Below are 17297 nucleotides of genomic sequence, written 5' to 3' on the forward strand. Positions count from 1 at the left end.
TGCCTGCAGCGCGAGTGCGCTCGGGACTGAAGCTTTGGAGAACAAGAGCATGAGCAACTGGCTGGTAGACAAACTGATCCCTTCGATCATGCGGTCGGAGACGCAAAAGAGCTCGGTCCCCGAAGGCCTTTGGCACAAGTGCCCCTCTTGCGAGGCGGTTCTATACCGCCCTGAGCTGGAAAAGACGCTCGATGTTTGCCCCAAGTGCCAGCATCACATGCGCATCGATGCCCGTAGCCGGCTCGATATCTTCCTCGATGCCGAGGGCCGCGAAGAGATCGCTGCCGAGCTGGAGCCGGTCGACCGCCTGAAGTTCCGTGATAGCAAGAAGTACAAGGATCGCCTCTCTGCAGCACAGAAGCAGACCGGCGAGAAAGATGCGCTGATCGCAATGAGCGGAAAGGTCGTCAACATCCCGGTCGTGGCTTGTGCATTCGAATTCTCGTTCATGGGTGGCTCCATGGGAGCAATCGTTGGCGAGCGTTTCGTGCGGGCCGCCAATGTTGCTCTTGAAAAGCGTTGCCCGCTGGTGTGCTTCTCCGCGTCAGGCGGTGCCCGGATGCAGGAGGCTCTGATCTCCCTGATGCAGATGGCAAAGACTTCCGCCGTGCTGGCCCGCATGCGTGAAGAGGGCCTGCCGTTTATCTCCGTACTGACCGATCCGGTCTACGGAGGTGTGTCTGCGAGTCTGGCGATGCTTGGTGATGTGATCGTCGCCGAGCCCAAGGCATTGATCGGCTTCGCCGGCCCGCGAGTGATCGAGCAGACCGTACGAGAAAAACTGCCGGAAGGCTTCCAGCGCAGCGAGTTCCTGCTGGACCATGGTGCTATCGATCTGATCATTCATCGCTCCGAACTGCGTACTCGCTTGTCGCGCTTGCTGGCCCAGATGCAGAAATTGCCAAGCCCGGTGGAACCCGCCCAGGTCACGGCTACTGCATGACCGGTCGGAGTCTGGCCGACTGGCTCGCCTATCTCGAGCAGCTGCATCCCACTGCCATAGACATGGGCCTGGACAGGGTCCGAGCGGTGGTGGGGCGGCTTGGCCTGACACGGCCGGCTCCGCTGGTGATTACCGTCACGGGTACGAATGGCAAAGGCTCTACCTGCGCGTTCATCGCTGCTCTGTTGAGCAGTCAGGGGTACAAGGTCGGTAGCTACAGCTCGCCGCATCTTCTGCGTTACAACGAGCGCGTTCAGTTCGACGGGCACCAGGCCAGCAATGACCAGCTTTGCCAGGCCTTTTCCGCAGTGGAGGCGGCGCGAGGCGAGGTTTCGCTGACCTATTTCGAAATGGGCACGCTTGCAGCCTTCTGGCTGTTCGAGCAGAGCGGGCTCGACGCCGTGGTACTGGAAGTCGGTCTTGGTGGTCGTCTCGATGCCGTCAACGTCATTGACGCGGATCTGGCGGTGATCACCAATATCGGACTCGATCATGCAGATTGGCTGGGTGATACCCGCGACAGCGTTGCGTATGAAAAAGCCGGGATCATGCGCGACGGAGTTCCCGCGCTTTGTGGCGATCTGGATGTTCCGGGGCCATTGCTTGAGCACGCAGAGTCCCTGAAATCACCGCTGTTTCTGCGCGGAAGAGATTTCGACCTGGCGCTTGATCCCCACTCCTGGCATTGGCGGGGCGTCGGGCCTGGCGGCGAGCCGTTGGAGCTGCAGGACCTGCCGCTGCTGTCATTGCCGATGGAGAATGCTGCACTTGCCCTGCAAGCCTATGCCACGCTTGCCTTGCCATGGGAGCCGGCGGCGTTGTCCGCGGCGCTTCAGCGGACACGCGTTGTAGGGCGCCTCGATAGTCGGCAGATCAGCTGGCGCGGCCGCGAGATCGCGCTGTTGCTGGACGTTGGACATAATCCTCATGCTGCAAGCTACCTCGCGCGACGCCTTGAGCAGCGGCCAGTAGATGGTCGTCGCTTGGCTGTTTTTGGTCTGCTGGCGGATAAGGATCTCAACGGTGTGCTCGAAGCGATGTCCTCGTGCATCGCTGATTGGGCCGTCGCTCCACTGCCTACGCCGCGAACGCAATCAGCTACACAATTGGCTGCAGCGCTGCTTGAGCGGGGCGCGTCGGTCAGCCAGTATGCCAGCTTCGAGCAGGCGCTCGATGCTCAATGCGCGAAGGCCGAAGCCGATGATGAAGTAGTGGTTTTCGGATCGTTCTACTGCGTGGCGGCGGCGCTTGACTGGCTGGAACAACGGGCGGGGGAGAGTTGAATGGCGATGCTGGATAAGGGATTGCTGCAGCGTATGGTTGGCGCTCTCGTGTTGATTGCGCTGGCGGTCATATTCGTGCCGATGCTGTTCAATCGTGAGGACGATCTGCGCCACGTCACCGTCGATGCGCCCACCATCCCTGCTGCACCGGCACCGGCTGAAATCGAGATGCAGGAGGTCGAAGTGCCAGAGCCGGCGTCTGAGCCTGAAGGTTTCGAGATCATCGAGGAAGGTGCCGAGGCAGAAGCGCCATCACCCGTCGGTGAGCAGGCTTCGGAGCCGATCGTGCCGGTCGCTCCGAGCGAGCCTGCGCCAGCTGCGCAGCCGCCGGTGGAACAACCGCAGGTGGCGAAAGTCGAGCCACGGCTCGATAACGACAACCTGCCGGTCAGCTGGTCGATCCAACTCGCCAGCCTGTCCAATCGCGCCAGCGCCGAAAGCCTGCAGCAGACCTTGCGTTCGCAGGGCTACAACGCCTACATCCGCACTGCGGATGGTATGAATCGCGTCTTCGTCGGACCGCTGGTGGAGCGCAGCGAAGCGAATCGGCTTCGCGATGTGTTGCAGCGCCAGCAGAAACTCGATGGCTTCGTCGTTCGTTTCAAGCCAGAAGGCAGCTGAATCGTTGAAGCGCTGGCCGGGGTACTGACGACAGGCCCCGGCTGCGGAGTTGCCGTCGGGTAGTCAGCGCGTATTCCTGGCGCTCCTGCTCTGCTAAAATGCGCCGCCTTTTCCCCATTGCAGAAGACATCGTGGCATTCACCTGGGTCGATTGGGCCATCATCGCCGTCATTGCAGTATCGAGCCTGATCAGCTTGAAGCGTGGTTTCGTGAAAGAAGCGCTTTCGCTGGTTACCTGGATCGTTGCCGGTGTGGTCGCATGGATGTTCGGTGGTGCGTTGTCCCACCATCTCGCGGAATACATCAGCACGCCTTCGGCGCAAGTCATCGCAGCCTGCGCGTTGCTGTTCGTGGCTACTTTGCTGGTAGGAGCACTGGTTAATTTTCTGATCGGCGAGCTGATCAGAGTGACGGGTTTGTCCGGCACCGATCGCTTTCTCGGCATGGTGTTTGGTGCGGCACGGGGTGGTCTATTGGTGGTGGTGCTTGCAGGGTTGCTGAGCCTGGCGCCGGTCGAGCAGGACCTCTGGTGGCGCGAGTCGACGTTATTGCCGCACTTTCTCCTGATCGCCGACTGGTCAAAGAACCTCATTCTAGGGTTCAGCGGCCAGTGGTTCGCCGGATCACTCAACCCGCCCGGTTGAGTCCCTTTTTCTACGGATGCTCGGCCTGCCGTCGTATCCGGTCTGCCTGTAATAACTGAGAGGTTCCTTGCATGTGTGGCATTGTCGGCATCGTCGGTAAGTCGAACGTCAATCAGGCGCTGTATGACGCGCTTACCGTACTGCAGCACCGCGGCCAGGATGCAGCCGGTATCGTCACGAGCCATGACGGCCGGCTGTTTCTGCGCAAGGATAACGGCCTGGTTCGCGACGTCTTTCAGCAGCGCCATATGCAGCGCCTGGTCGGCAACATGGGGATTGGCCACATCCGTTACCCCACCGCGGGGAGCTCCAGTTCCGCCGAGGCACAGCCGTTCTACGTCAACTCGCCTTACGGCATTACCCTGGCGCACAACGGCAACCTGACCAATGTCGATCAGCTGACCAAGGAGATCTACGAGTCGGATCTGCGCCATGTGAATACCAGCTCCGACTCGGAAGTGCTGCTCAACGTGTTCGCCCACGAACTTGCCGTGCGCGGTAAGCTGCAGCCGACCGAGGAGGACGTCTTCGCCGCGGTGAGCAAGGTTCACGAGCGCTGCCGCGGTGGCTACGCGGTAGTGGCGATGGTCACCGGTTACGGCATCGTCGGCTTCCGCGACCCCAATGCGATTCGCCCGATCGTGTTCGGTCAGCGCCATACCGACGAAGGCGTCGAGTACATGATCGCCTCCGAAAGCGTATCGCTCGACGTACTCGGCTTTACCCTGATTCGCGACCTGGCGCCGGGCGAAGCGGTTTACATCACGGCTGACGGCAAGCTCTTCACGCGCCAGTGCGCGGATGCGCCGAAACTCGCACCCTGCATCTTCGAGTACGTTTACCTGGCGCGTTCCGACTCCCTGATGGATGGTGTCTCGGTTTACAAGGCTCGGCTGCGCATGGGTGAGAAGCTGGCGGACAAGATCCTGCGCGAGCGTCCAGAGCACGATATCGACGTGGTCATCCCGATTCCCGACACCAGCCGTACCGCTGCGCTGGAGCTGGCCAATCGCCTCGGTGTGAAGTTCCGCGAAGGCTTCGTCAAGAACCGCTACATCGGTCGCACCTTCATCATGCCCGGCCAGGCCGCGCGGAAGAAATCGGTACGGCAAAAGCTCAATGCCATCGATCTCGAGTTTCGTGGCAAGAACGTGATGCTGGTGGATGACTCCATCGTGCGCGGCACCACCTGCAAGCAGATCATTCAGATGGCGCGCGAGGCAGGGGCGAAGAACGTCTACTTCTGTTCCGCTGCGCCGGCGGTCCGCTATCCGAACGTGTATGGCATCGACATGCCCAGTGCGCACGAGCTGATCGCGCACAACCGCACCACCGAAGAGGTCGCCGAGCTGATCGGTGCCGATTGGCTGATCTACCAGGATCTGGAAGACCTTGTCGACGCCGTTGGTGGCGGCAAAGTCAAGATCGACAACTTTGACTGTGCAGTTTTCGACGGCAATTACATCACCGGTGATATCGACGAAGCCTATCTGCACAAGATCGAGCAGGCGCGCAATGATCTGAGCAAGGTCAAGACGAACGCGGTCAGCGCCATCATCGATCTCTACAACAACTGATTCATGCCGGCGTGGCAGCTTCGGCTGCCCGCGGCCGAGGTAAGAGCTATGACGACTGAATGGGATGCCGGACGGCTGGACAGCGATCTTCAAGGCGTCGGGCTCGATACGCTTGCGGTACGCGCCGGGCAACGGCGTACACCAGAAGCCGAACACGGTGAGCCGCTGTTCTTCACTTCCAGTTACGTGTTTCGCAGTGCCGCCGATGCGGCGGCGCGCTTCGCCGGTGACGTGCCGGGCAATGTCTATTCGCGTTACACCAATCCCACCGTTCGTGCGTTCGAAGAGCGTATGGCGGCGCTCGAGGGCGCAGAGCAGGCGGTCGCCACGGCGTCCGGCATGGCGGCCATCCTCGCCACCGTGATGAGCCTGTGCTCGGCAGGCGATCACGTGCTGGTCTCGCGCAGCGTATTCGGCGCCACCGTTTCCTTGTTCGAGAAGTACTTCAAGCGTTTCGGTGTGCAGGTCGACTATGTGCCGCTCACCGATTTTGCCGCCTGGGAGTCCGCGTTCAAGGAGAACACCAAGCTGGTGTTCGTCGAATCGCCATCCAATCCCTTGGCAGAGTTGGTGGACATCGCCGCACTGGCGCAGCTTTGCCACGCCAAGGGCGCGATGTTGGCCGTCGACAACTGCTTCTGCACACCGGTATTGCAGCAGCCGCTGGCCCTGGGTGCCGATATCGTCATTCATTCCGCGACCAAGTACATCGATGGCCAGGGCCGTTGCCTGGGCGGTGTGATTGCAGGTCGCAGCGAGCAGATGAAGGAACTGGTCGGATTTCTGCGTACCGCCGGCCCGACGCTCAGTCCGTTCAATGCCTGGGTCTTCCTCAAGGGACTGGAAACGTTGCGGCTGCGCATGCAGGCGCACTGTGCCAGCGCTCAGGAGCTTGCCGAATGGCTCGAGCAGCAGCCCGGTATCCAGCGCGTCTACTATGCGGGTTTGTCCAGTCATCCACAGCACGAGCTGGCCAAGCGTCAGCAGAAGGGGTTCGGTGCGGTGGTGAGCTTCGAGGTTGCTGGAGGCAAGGAGGCCGCGTGGCGCTTCATCGATGCGACTCGACTGATCTCGATTACGGCCAATTTGGGCGATAGCAAGACCACCATTACCCATCCTGGCTCGACCACTCATGGTCGGCTGTCCGCCGAGGATCGCGCGACCGCAGGCATTTCGGACAGTCTGATTCGGGTAGCGGTGGGGCTGGAAGATGTTGCTGACCTCAAGGCCGATCTGGCTCGCGGTCTCGCAGCGCTCTAGACCAACTCATCAGGATGCCGTGCCCGGCCTGCGCAAGCAGGTCGGGCACGAACGCTTGTGTCCTTTTTTCACTGACGCAGATCGATAGCCGGTGCGGGCTCGCCCCGTCCGTCGAACAGCTGCGCGGGATTCGCCGGCAGGATGCTGGGGCTGGCCGAATCCGTTTCGATGACCCGAATATCGCTGTATTTCTTCCCGGAAAGTGCCGCCAGGCCGGCACGGTCGCGAATGACCGTAGGTCGCAGAAACACCATCAGGTTGCGTTTGACGTGGGTTTCCTGAGTCGAGCGGAATAGGGCACCCAGAAACGGAATGTCTCCGAGTAGCGGCACCTTGGCGTTGGTGCGGGTGACGTCGTCCTGGATCAGGCCGCCAAGTACGATGACCTGGCCATCTTCGGCGAGGATGGTGCTTTTTATGGCGCGCTTGTTGGTCACCAGGTCCACCGCCTGGGCCGTCAGGCTGGCGCTGGGCGCGATCGAGGAGATCTCCTGCTCGATCTGCAGGCGTAGCGTGGCGCCTTCGTTGATGTGCGGAGTCACCTTGAGGGTCACCCCGATGTCCTGGCGCTCGATGGTGGTGAAGGGGTTGTTCGCGCCCGCCGCATCGGTGGTGTAGGAGCCCGTCTGGAACGGGACGTTCTGGCCGACAAGAATCTCGGCTTCCTGGTTATCCAGCGTCAGCAGGCTTGGCGTCGACAGCAGATTGCTCTTGCTGTTGGACGACAGTGCGGTAATCAGCGCGCCGAAACTGCGAGTTCCAACGCCGATGATCGCGCCGTCGGGCAGGTTTTCCGGGATCTCGTTCTCGTTGATGGCATTGAGAACGCTGCCGACCGAAATACCGGTGTTTCCAAAGCTGACGCCACCGGCTCCACCAGTGCCTCCGCGCGCGTCGACCGCCCATTGCACGCCGAGGGCGTCAGTGATGTCGCCGGAAACCTCGACGATAGCCGCTTCTACCATGACCTGCGCACGGGGAACATCCAGCTGGCGAACGATGCTTTCCAGAGTGCCGATCAGCTCTGGATCAGCGAGAAGGACCAGCGCGTTCAAGCTTTCGTCGGCGCGGATCAGGATGTTTTGCGGCCGGGCAGAGGTGGCGGATTCGCCGCTTTCGGGGTTTTTCAGACCTTCGGAAATATCACCCAGGGTCTCGGCCAGGGATTTCGCATCGTTGTGGCGCAAACGGATAACGCGCGTGTTGGCCGAACGCGTGGTTGGCGTGTCGAGCGATTGGGCCAGTGCCGCCAGCTTGCCTCGGGCTTCGCTGGGGCCAATGAAGATCAATCGGTTGGTGCGTGAATCGGCGATGATCTGCACGCCGGAGGTGGTTTTCGCATCACCGCGCATCAGCGAGTTGCGCAGCACTTCAGCGATATCCATCGCCCAGCCGTGCTGCAGATTGAGCACGGCGTAATCGTTGCTCTCAGCACGATCGAGCTGGCGCACCAGGTCCTCAATGCGCGCGATATTGGCGCTGCGATCACTGATGATCAGTGCATTGGCCGACGACACCGCAGCAAGATGGCCGAACTGCGGGACAAGCGGGCGGATCAGGGGTATCAGTTCGGCCGCGGAAGTGTGCTGCACCTGGATCACCCGTGTTTCCAATTGGTCGCCGCCGGTAGGCCCGCTGCCCGCTTCGGCCTTGGCCTCTGCATTCGGAACTACTCGAGCGACATCGCCCTGGGTCAGCACGCTGAACCCGTGCGTCGCCATGACCGAGAGGAACAGCTGATACACCTCGCTCAGCGACAGCGTGGCATTGGATACCACGCTGACTTGCCCCTTCACTCGCGGATCGACGATGAACGTCTGTCCGCTGAGCTGGCTGATCTGATCGATGAAGGCGCGGATATCCGCGTCCTTGAGATTGATGGTCCAGCCGTCCTGTTGATTGGGGCTTGGCTCGATACCGGGTTCGACGGCAAGCAAAGGCAGAGGGGCGGCCAGCAGGCCGGTGGCGAGCAGGGCAAGCAACGGGCGCGAAAAAGGCTTCGGCATCGGTCAATTGTCTTCCGTGGGCTGATCGTTGGCGGGGGCGGCATCGGGTTGGTTGACGGCTTCTTCCAGCTGCTGACGCAAGGCGTCCATCTGCTGCTGCATCAGCTGCGTCTCCTCGTCCGGTGGCTCGGCATAGGGTGGTTGATCCTGATAGGGCGCTTCGGTCATCTCCTCGGGAATGTAGCTAGGCGAGCGTACCTGAGGAAAATGCAGCACTTCGACGGCGCCGTTGCGCGCCAGCTCCACGCGATCAGGGTATACCTGATGCAAACTGACGCCACTGGCCAGCTCTTCGCCCTGCCAGTAGAGCCGTGACGGCTGCCCGTCGACTTGAACAATGGCGCTGGAGCGCTGCGGATCCATGTGCACGAAGCTGCCGCGCAGGGTAAAGCCGCTGGCAGCCGCGGTGGGCGCGTAGGAGTCAGAAGGGGCCGCCGAGCCGAACAGTATTTCCAGCCGCTGCATATCGGGCTGGCCCAGATTGCCGGCTTGTTGTTCATAGACGTCGGTGGGGGTAGGGGCGCGAGACAGGTTCATCCATTGCTCGATCTGCATCGCGAGGTAGAGCGCGAACACGCAGAGCAGCACGGTACTGATGATGAGTGGGACGTAGCGGCGGTAGTTGTCCAGTTTTCCCGGCAGTGGCAAGCGAAATACTCCGTGGCGCTTTTGTTGTTCGGTTCCCTAGTACGCGGGTTGCCTCTGTCAGGCGATACAGCACTTTTAGAACACTTTCGCGGACGCCGCAGCGAATTTACAGGTGCTCTTGGCGAATCGATGGTGCAGGGCCAAGGTTACAAAGTGACGCGGCAGCTCCTGTTGACCACGGTTCCATAAAAAAAATTCAATGTTATTGTTGACTTAGCGTAGGGGGCTGAGTAAATTGCGCGCCTCGCAAGGCGATCGGCTGATTAGCTCAGCTGGGAGAGCACCTGCATCACACGCAGGGGGTCGGCGGTTCGATCCCGTCATCAGCCACCAACCTTTGTGAGATTTCGGACGAAAGTCCGGCCGACGCGCAGCGGTAGTTCAGTCGGTTAGAATACCGGCCTGTCACGCCGGGGGTCGCGGGTTCGAGTCCCGTCCGCTGCGCCAAATTAAAAGCCCTTAACTGCTTGTCAGTTAAGGGCTTTTTTCATTTCTGCGTCCTGCTGAAGTGCTCGCCTGCGTGTGGTCGCTGGGTCTCTGTGACCAGAATGTGACCAAACGGTGACCAAACCCCTGATTTGGCCGGGGTTCAAATTTCGTCTTCTCTGTGGCTATGTGACCATCGTTCGCGGTGCCGCCAATCGTGCTGAAGATAGGCGAGTTCCCAGGTATGCCCTTTTTAGGCTTGCTGCCGCTTCGGTGGCCCGGCACCATTCGCAACGCGACCGGGCCATACGATTGCCGCTATCGAGCCAGGCCTCATGCGCCCTGTCGGATTGGGCGAATCGGTCACTGGTCTGCCGCACGGCAGGCGGCGATTTACCTGCCTAACAGTTGTTCAAGGAAGGAATTCAATGTTAAAGAAAATGGTATCGGAGCTCTCGTTCGTCAACAGCAAGTCGCCGTTGCCTACCGTTGAGGTCGATTCCCGGTCGATCGAGAAAGCCGGATTCAGTATCTACCGCACCGTAATGGAGGTACTTACTCGGTTGGCCGAAGAGGACGCTTCAATGCGCGCCACCATCTATATGTACGGCTCGGTCAGCGTCAATTTCCACGAGCCTTGCTGGTCTGAATTCTTGCTGGTTGCCGGCCCTAACAAAGTTCTGCTTGCGTTGGAACGCGGATTTGACCGGCTGCCAGCGGTGAGGTCGCGGCTCAGCGATTACGTACCATCGTCTGCCGCCGCGCGCACTTTCCATATCGAGAACGGGATGGTGTGGGAGCAGGAGGACGTCTGCACCTGGTATTCCTGTGGTAAGAGCTCGTCAGATTTGGACGCTGAGATTGAAGATGCCGGTCTGGCAGCAGAGCCGATCGACGAAGAGGACGAAGAGGATGATGTCTGGGAAGCCGACGAAGCGGACGCTGCAGATGAGCAGGACGAAGAGCAGGCACTGGTAGTCGCCGGCCGAAGGGCGGCGCGTTATCGGGCGGCACGTTCGGATGCGAAGGTCAGTAGCATTCGGACCGCCATAGAAGAAGTATTCGGTCTGCCAGAGGGGTCAGTCGCACTCTGCGGGCCAGATAGACGGGCGCTGCGGGGTGATGCCAGGATCAGGACGCTGCGCAAACGGTGGGAAGAGAGCTAAGACCTGAGCGAGACCACGGTGCGGGATAGCTGCTGCTCAGGTCCTCAGCCACCTGTCGCTGATTGTGCTGATGGTAAGTAATGGGCCGTTGCCGTTTGATAGCTATCTGGTCAGCCCCTGCTGGATAACGGTCGAGTTAGCTAACCCGACGTTGTCAGCGGCCCGATCATGCGCGACGCAGGTTGTCGCGCTTTGGCGTGAGAATGCCCGTTCTTGTCGAGCGGAGCATCAGCCATGGATCGTCTAATCAGGGAAAATCTCGAGTATCTTCTGCAAGAAACATCGAATAGCAAACGCTTAGGGCGGCGGATCATAAGCCTGGCCGGGTTTCTCGATTCAGCTCAGTCACCTGAAGCAGTGCAGAGCCAATTAAGCAGGCTGTCCCGTTTATTGATTCTGCAAGACACGTTTGACGCTCTGCTTGAATCCCTGACGCTGATGTCGCGTGCAAACCTGCCGCATGGGCTCGATGCGCAAGCCATGCAGTCGATGGCTAAAAGCGTCGAGGAAGCGCGCAAAGAGATAGCAGATTCAGAAGAGATCAACTACCCGTTGCTCGTGAGTTGGCTGGTCAGCGCCGCAGAATCACGCAAGATTATGCGTGCCAGAAAGGCAAGCTGAATCTGGTTGGTACAAGGCTGTATTGGTATTTGCGTGTTTCGGTATCCGCTTAAAGCCTCGCTGGCCGCGAGAACCAGTGCTCCGGGCAGGGTCACGCTGAGTGGTCGCTTTGGAAGTCCTGGTGCCTCGGTTGGCGAGAACGTCGGGGATCTTTTCCGCCTGGCGATTAGCTGTAGCGCACAAATTCAGAGTCTTAAAAAGGAAATCGACATGGCGAACTGCTCCCCATCAGGGCCACGCTTCGGCAGCATGAATTTTTTATCGCTCACAGAAACGCTACATGCGCCTATTTTGACGGATGAGGGTGCTGGTATCACGCAAAACTGCGACGTGTTCTTTGCCATCGGCGCACCAACCGTCTTTACCCAGATACCGCCCGAAGCTGCTGTGGTGCTCTTTCTTGAGCAGCCAAATCAAGAGACGAGAGAGCTTCCGGCTAATGGTTACTGGGTAACCTGTCCCGAACCACTCAGCACGCAACAATTCCTCGGCTGGGCAAGCAGGACCACGCAGATGATCCGCGACGGCATCATGCATCCGGGCTTGAATGGGCTGGATGTGGCGGACTTGCGTGACATGCTGCAAGCCTGTACCAGAAAGCATCTCGTGGCGCACATCATCGACTATGAAGATGTAAACAAGCCCCCGCTGGGCAAGCTCCAGGCATTGAATTTCCGGAATGTATTCGCGTGGCTATTTGCCGACAGCACGATGACCCTGGCTCATTTCTCTGAGCTGGGTTGCGCCCTCGAGGAAATAAACCCGCAAGCCGATTGCATCAGGTTGGGAGCCGGCTTTCACGCGGAGTCAGATGCGCGGCTGCTGCTCTTGGGAGAGCCGCTGGCTACTTTCGGGCCGGTCGCATAATAGCCACTACAGCTCGTAGCGGTTCAGGGCTTTCCGCAGCTTGTCGGCGATACGAAACCGCAGCTCATCAGGAGCTTCCACTGTTAGCGAGTCACCCAGCGACATGAGCCACCATTGCAACTGCCAACTGTCAGAAACCGTGGAATAAAGGCGATAGCCATCTTCCAGCGGCTCTAGTCGCATGTCGGTCGATAAAGGAGTCTCCGAAAGCACTCGAGCAAGTCCGTTATCAATCCAGGCGGTTAGTTGGATTCTCTCGATCGTTTGGCTGCTGCCGAACTGAAACGCATCGGTTGCCAGGTAATCATCTAGACGGAACGTATCAAGGTGCTCTGCCGGGGCTTGCAGCAGGTGAGCCTCTCGAAACCGATGCAAAGCATATTGGCGTGCATCGCTATAGGGAACGGCAGTGCCAATCAGGTACGACACCTGGCCGCGCTGGACGATAGCCAAGGGATTGAGCGTCAGTTCACGGACCCGGTCGTTATGGGCTGAGTAGTAGCTGCAGCGCACTTGCCTTTCGTTCAGCAGCGCTTCGTGTAGAACCTCAACCACCCTATCGTTTATTGCGGGGGGTATCAGGTTCAGGCTCGGGCTGATATTCGCCACCTTGTCCGCCCACCGAGCAGTGCAGTTTCCGGGCGCCTGGTTTTCAAGCTTCGCTCGCGCATGGCTAAAACGAGGAGCCAGCGCCTTGAGCATCGGGCTTGGTAACAAGGAGCGAAGGCTGTCTTCGATCAGCGCGAGATTCAGCGCTTCACTGATGCTCATGCCCGGTAGTTCAACGCTGGCTCCGGCTGCCCAATACCAACCATAGGGCTGGCCCTTGTCGTTGCACTGCAGTGGAAACTGCCTCGAGAGGTCAGCCAGGTCTCGCTCCACAGTTCGCTTGCTGACTAGATAGCCCATGCTGCTCAGGCGAGCGACGAGTTCGGCACAGGTAATGCCGGGCGGGTGGGATGGGAGCTGTTGGAGCAGCTCCCACTGCCGATTCAGAGCGCTGTGAGTCGAAGCCGATGGCAAGAGTGATCGTCCTATGAGCACCAAGGGCTGGCAGGATGGCTATTCGCCTTCAGCATGGCAATAACCTTTGCGCCTGGCTCCGTTCAGGCTATCGCCCACTGGCCGGCTATGGATCGCTCAATGCACGAATCCAATAGGCCGCTGTGTCTGGCGTTTCAGCCTGACCTCCTGGATCAGCGCGACCGCCATTTGCTGCGCAGTCGCAAACGGTTGGAATCGGGCTCGGCGCGCGACAAGGGCAAAATCGCCTGGCGTGAGCGCACCTTCACCGAGCAGTTGGTTGACTGCTGAGCCAGCTGGATCCTTTAGTTTCATCGCTTTCAAGTGACTGGTGAACAGGTCCCGGATCTGCTGCGGTTTCAGATAGTCAAAGTGGATTTTCAGGTCAAAGCGACGGATGGAAGCCTCGTCGAGGTCCTGCATGAGATTGGTCGAGGCGATGAAAAGGCCTTGGTAACTTTCCATCTGGGTGAGCATCTCGTTGACTGCGGTGATCTCCCAGCTCTGCCTGGCTTTCTTGCGGTCCTGCAGGAAGCTGTCGACTTCGTCGAACAGCAGCACGGCATCCTCCAGTTGAGCCGCGGCGAAGGCTCGGGCGAGGTTCTGTTCCGTTTCACCAACAAAAGGGGCGACCAGGTCGGACACTCTCTTCACCATCAGGGGTTTTTCAAGCTGCTGGGCAAGCCAGTGCCCAAACGCAGTCTTGCCTGTTCCTGGTGGACCGTAGAAGCACAGCCGCGCCTCGGGGTTCTGTCTCAATCCACCAAGCAGTCCTTCCAGAGGCAGGTCCGTATTGACGAGCCCCGGTGAGTAGAACTCCGGTAACGCCGGCTGAGCCGACTGATCTAGCGTCACGAATCCCTGGGCTTTCAGCGTTGCGCTGACCAGGGTTTCCACGGTTGCGTCAAGCGCTCTGCTGCTTCGCGGGTGGAGCCCACGTCCGATCTGTACGGCTCGGGTAACTACGGCCGGGGTCATCTCTTCATGCTCAACCAGTTTTTTTACCAGCGCCTGGCCGAGTCGATCGCCGCTAGCGTCGCGGATGATTCGCTCCCGTTGTTTTCGCGGTGGATTGGGCAGTTCGAGCACCAGGTCGAACCGGCGGATGTAGGCATTATCCAGCGCCTCGATGCTGTTGCTCAGCCAGAAACAAGGAACGGGGTTTTCTTCCAGCATTCGATTGATCCAGCCCTTGCGGGACTTGTTCATGCTGGCGAAGGGAAGTGGTTGGCTCTCGAAAATGTCCTCAATTTCGTCCAGGACAACCAGTGCTCGCTGATCATGCAGCACGCTCATGGCAGATCGTAATGCGCCCAATCGTTCATTGGCTCCTATGGGGTTGCCATCGCTATCTGTGCAGGCGATTTCGTACAAAGGCGTTTCCACGAGGCTAGCCAGTAGTCGGCTCAGCTGCGTTTTTCCTGTGCCGGGAGGGCCATAAACCAGGACGTTAACCCCGGTCGAGCGTGCCGCTACGGCCCTTTTCAGGTGGCCGGTGGCGATGCCCATATGACTGCCGAGATGTTCGTAGTCTCCGACCTGCAGTTCGCCCGGCGGAGCCAGCCGGAACGCATGGCGGAACAGGTCGATAGGGCGCTCTTGGCCAAAGCGCAGCATGCCGAGGAAATCCTGGCTGTCGATGGAAAGCCGGTGCGGCAGGGTCGCCATGATGGAGTTGGTAATAGTGACGCTTAGCAGGCCGGAGCGGACAAGGCGTCCCTCTCGCGAAAGAAGATCCGGGAGCGCCTGCTGCGGGATATCCAGCAGCACAGACAAGGCTCTCAGCGTGCGGTTGTAGCCCATCGAGCCGAGCATTTCGGCCGCATCGCTCAGCGTGGAGTCGGTATGCATCATCACGCAAAAGCCGAACAGCCTCTGTTCGTTATCATCGAGCCCCAGCAGGCGACCCAGGGTGGCCAGGTTCTGCGCAAGCCGGTCAGGGTAACCCACCATGGTTTGCGGCTGATCGAACGCCTTTCTGGCTCGCTTCAACTGGCGGAGAGCCAACGCAGCATCGAATTCATCTGCGTCAACTAGCTCGCCTAAGCCCAGTTCGGTCGCGACGCCGTCGTCATTGAAGCCGTGGCGCTGGATCAACTGACGGTGCCCGCCGAGGTCCAGCATGATGCTGAAGGCCCATCTCAGTGACAGCGGACAGCTATCGGTACCAAGTGGATTGGAGGCGTATGCATGGCGAGCTTGGACGAGACGACGTATAGGCATGGCGGTTTTCCTTTACCGGGAGAGGCCATGATCGTGTCGATGCGCGTCATCTTGTGTCGCTGAGGATCGGCTGGGTGATAAGGGTCGGCTCGCTGCTACCCGCGAAAGGCCAGAGGCAGTCAGTCCGCAAATCCCAGCCGCATGCGCATACGCAGTGTTTCAGCGGTTAGCCGTTGCAAGTATCCGCGGACCAGATGCGTCAAGACCAACAACCACATCGTAAGAGCGTGAGTAATTGACTCCGCCGAGCGGCTTGTCGACCTAGTAATGAACCGCCCCGTAGGGGCAGTTTAGCAAGCCTGCGACCAGTGGTAAGCGGCCTTGTTGGGTCAAGGTCGCAACGGACTGTGTTGCTATTCCAATGCCAGTTGGACGCTCGCTCGGTACAGATTTCACAAAAGTCGCCGAGAAGCTGTCCGCGTGATGGCAAATAGCCGTTATGATTGGCATGCTCCAGTATTGGGCGGCAGGACTGTCCATCGTCGATCAAGGAGAGCAGGCGTTGACTCGTTTACAGAAGAAGGCTCGAGAGGCGCAACAGCAAGTGCTCGGTAAGTACGGCGTCTTAGCAGACCTCTCTGGCTTGGACGAAGCACAGCTGGATCGTGCGCTCGAGATGAAGGTAGCTTTAGGATCAGCGCAGCACATGACGTTCGCAGGTTGGTGCGATCAACTGTTGGGTCCAGGTGTTCGCGTCCGTGTGGCAACTTTTGATGACGTAGCGGGCCAGACCAAAGTCAGCAGCCTCATTGCGGGAAGGGACCTGAGCACAACCCTTAAGGCTATGGAGAAAAAGCATCACGCTTCACTAAGGATCGAGCGCGATCAGGTCAAGCAGTTACGTGCCGAAGTACAGGCTCTTGAACAAGCCGCCACCACCTCCGCATCAGTCGAGAAAAGTGTTCCCGCCATGTCTACATTGGGCGGCTGGTATTACCTTACTGCCGCTTCGCTGATGCCATTTTTATATAACATAAACGAGGTGGATGGGCCAATATTTGAATATCAAGGAGCGGTTAACAGGGATTACCGTAGGGGCCTTGTAAAGATCATTCTGGATGCACTGCATTATTTGGATAATCTTGGTTTTCAAATTGAAGTGGTTTTACGAGAGACTACGAATCAGGGAAAGATAAGTCCGGTGATCCTGTATCGCAGCCTCGAATTTAGAGAGAATCTCTATTGTTATGGGTTTGATTTCTCTGTTGATGAAATACAGGCTGACATTATTGAAGCTGGTCGGGCGCACTTTTCGCTTGAGAATGAATACGCCGAAATGGACCAGGATATACGCTTTGATTGCCACGTGGCCGTAGTTCCCCGAGAAACAACCGACGATAAAGAACTTTATCACCTGTCCTGTTTTCTGCATAAGCTTTTTGAAGCCGTATCGCGCTCGGCTGATGGCAGACCTAGGGGTGCGCTGCTAGAAAAAATTATCCTAGCAATGTTGTTGTCCCGTACTGCGCCGTGTATGGCCGGACAGGTTGAAGGGCCGAGGGCTTGGCAGCTTCGGAGGGACTCCTACCATACATTCTATTTGTTACCTGAAGACGGCGCTGGGAATATGAAAAATGGCCCGAATGTGTCAGCAGGTAAAATTTTGGAAAATTTTTTCCAGGTAATGAGTCTCGCTTAGCCGCGTCATGAGCGCAGCTGCTTTGGCGCGATTTTGACAGGCTGCTCGATTGGGCGGGTGGGGCGGCTCCATATAGTCTGGGAAAATAGCCTCAGCCCGGCGTCAATACCCACCCGAGACTTTCAAGGCGTTCAGCAGGTTGAGGTGCCGTTTGAAATCGCGGCCGAGTATGTCCCGGCTGACAACACCAACAGCACTGACAAGCTTGTCCAGCTCGTCGGGCTAGCAGGCCGTTGAAAAAAGCCAGAGCCCGCGTGGCTCTGGCAAAATGGCGGCCATCCTCTTCTGCCGAAGCCAGCCCAAGCCGATGCGTGGACTCGACCTCAAACAAAACGAGCTGTTCAGTTATA

The 17297-nt window shown here is 58.8% G+C and carries 14 protein-coding genes and 2 tRNA genes; 12 read left to right on the forward strand and 4 right to left on the reverse strand.

The window, feature by feature from the left end; translation table 11 throughout:
• The first annotated feature begins 49 nt into the window (after window positions 1-49).
• The 6 genes from accD (at window position 50) to IEG05_RS13740 (ending at window position 6328) form a co-directional block, all read left to right on the forward strand.
• Window positions 50-943 carry an acetyl-CoA carboxylase, carboxyltransferase subunit beta gene (gene accD, locus IEG05_RS13715; protein ID WP_014820551.1) on the forward strand — a complete coding sequence of 298 codons (894 nt, stop codon included), beginning with the start codon at window positions 50-52 and terminating at the stop codon, window positions 941-943.
• Window positions 940-2226, forward strand: coding sequence for a bifunctional tetrahydrofolate synthase/dihydrofolate synthase (gene folC, locus IEG05_RS13720; RefSeq protein ID WP_191122224.1), 1287 nt, complete (start codon window positions 940-942; stop codon window positions 2224-2226). Before accD ends, folC begins: the two co-directional genes overlap by 4 nt.
• Window positions 2227-2847 carry an SPOR domain-containing protein gene (locus tag IEG05_RS13725; protein WP_191122225.1) on the forward strand — a complete coding sequence of 207 codons (621 nt, stop codon included), beginning with the start codon at window positions 2227-2229 and terminating at the stop codon, window positions 2845-2847.
• A gap of 98 nt (window positions 2848-2945) precedes the next feature.
• The gene (locus IEG05_RS13730) at window positions 2946-3491 is read left to right on the forward strand and encodes a CvpA family protein (protein ID WP_014820548.1); all 546 of its coding nucleotides are present in this window, start codon (window positions 2946-2948) and stop codon (window positions 3489-3491) included.
• A 71-nt stretch (window positions 3492-3562) separates the two neighbouring features.
• Window positions 3563-5068, forward strand: coding sequence for an amidophosphoribosyltransferase (purF, locus tag IEG05_RS13735; protein WP_041014211.1), 1506 nt, complete (start codon window positions 3563-3565; stop codon window positions 5066-5068).
• A 48-nt stretch (window positions 5069-5116) separates the two neighbouring features.
• Complete coding sequence (locus IEG05_RS13740) at window positions 5117-6328, forward strand: O-succinylhomoserine sulfhydrylase (RefSeq protein WP_014820547.1); 1212 nt, start codon at window positions 5117-5119, stop codon at window positions 6326-6328.
• Window positions 6329-6396: 68 nt separating this feature from the next.
• Here the strand turns inward: IEG05_RS13740 and gspD are convergent, their stop codons facing one another.
• On the reverse strand, window positions 6397-8334 hold the full coding sequence (gene gspD, locus IEG05_RS13745; RefSeq protein WP_041014209.1) for a type II secretion system secretin GspD: 1938 nt from the start codon (window positions 8332-8334) through the stop codon (window positions 6397-6399).
• A gap of 3 nt (window positions 8335-8337) precedes the next feature.
• Complete coding sequence (locus IEG05_RS13750; RefSeq protein ID WP_046620627.1) at window positions 8338-8982, reverse strand: type II secretion system protein N; 645 nt, start codon at window positions 8980-8982, stop codon at window positions 8338-8340.
• Between the two features lie 257 nt (window positions 8983-9239).
• Here IEG05_RS13750 and IEG05_RS13755 point away from each other — a divergent pair.
• The 5 genes from IEG05_RS13755 (at window position 9240) to IEG05_RS13775 (ending at window position 12062) form a co-directional block, all read left to right on the forward strand.
• Window positions 9240-9315 (forward strand) — tRNA-Val (locus IEG05_RS13755).
• A 37-nt stretch (window positions 9316-9352) separates the two neighbouring features.
• Window positions 9353-9429, forward strand: a tRNA-Asp gene (locus IEG05_RS13760).
• 407 nt (window positions 9430-9836) lie between these two features.
• Window positions 9837-10574, forward strand: a complete 738-nt coding sequence (locus tag IEG05_RS13765; protein ID WP_042919427.1) for a hypothetical protein — start codon at window positions 9837-9839, stop codon at window positions 10572-10574.
• 234 nt (window positions 10575-10808) lie between these two features.
• The gene (locus IEG05_RS13770; RefSeq protein ID WP_042919428.1) at window positions 10809-11195 is read left to right on the forward strand and encodes a hypothetical protein; all 387 of its coding nucleotides are present in this window, start codon (window positions 10809-10811) and stop codon (window positions 11193-11195) included.
• A 210-nt stretch (window positions 11196-11405) separates the two neighbouring features.
• Window positions 11406-12062 (forward strand): hypothetical protein, encoded by a 657-nt coding sequence (locus tag IEG05_RS13775; protein ID WP_052742218.1) that lies wholly within the window; start codon window positions 11406-11408, stop codon window positions 12060-12062.
• Window positions 12063-12068: 6 nt separating this feature from the next.
• Here IEG05_RS13775 and IEG05_RS13780 read toward each other — a convergent pair whose 3' ends face one another.
• Both IEG05_RS13780 and IEG05_RS13785 read right to left on the reverse strand, forming a co-directional pair.
• Window positions 12069-12833, reverse strand: a complete 765-nt coding sequence (locus tag IEG05_RS13780) for a helix-turn-helix transcriptional regulator (RefSeq protein WP_313404455.1) — start codon at window positions 12831-12833, stop codon at window positions 12069-12071.
• Between the two features lie 369 nt (window positions 12834-13202).
• A complete protein-coding gene (locus IEG05_RS13785; RefSeq protein WP_042919432.1) occupies window positions 13203-15308 on the reverse strand; it encodes an AAA family ATPase in 2106 nt (701 codons plus the stop codon).
• A gap of 439 nt (window positions 15309-15747) precedes the next feature.
• Here IEG05_RS13785 and IEG05_RS13790 point away from each other — a divergent pair, with 439 nt between their 5' ends.
• On the forward strand, window positions 15748-16947 hold the full coding sequence (locus IEG05_RS13790) for a hypothetical protein (RefSeq protein WP_191122226.1): 1200 nt from the start codon (window positions 15748-15750) through the stop codon (window positions 16945-16947).
• Window positions 16948-17297 lie beyond the last annotated feature (350 nt).

Origin of the sequence: Stutzerimonas kunmingensis, assembly GCF_014764705.1 — a bacterium.
Lineage (GTDB): Bacteria > Pseudomonadota > Gammaproteobacteria > Pseudomonadales > Pseudomonadaceae > Stutzerimonas.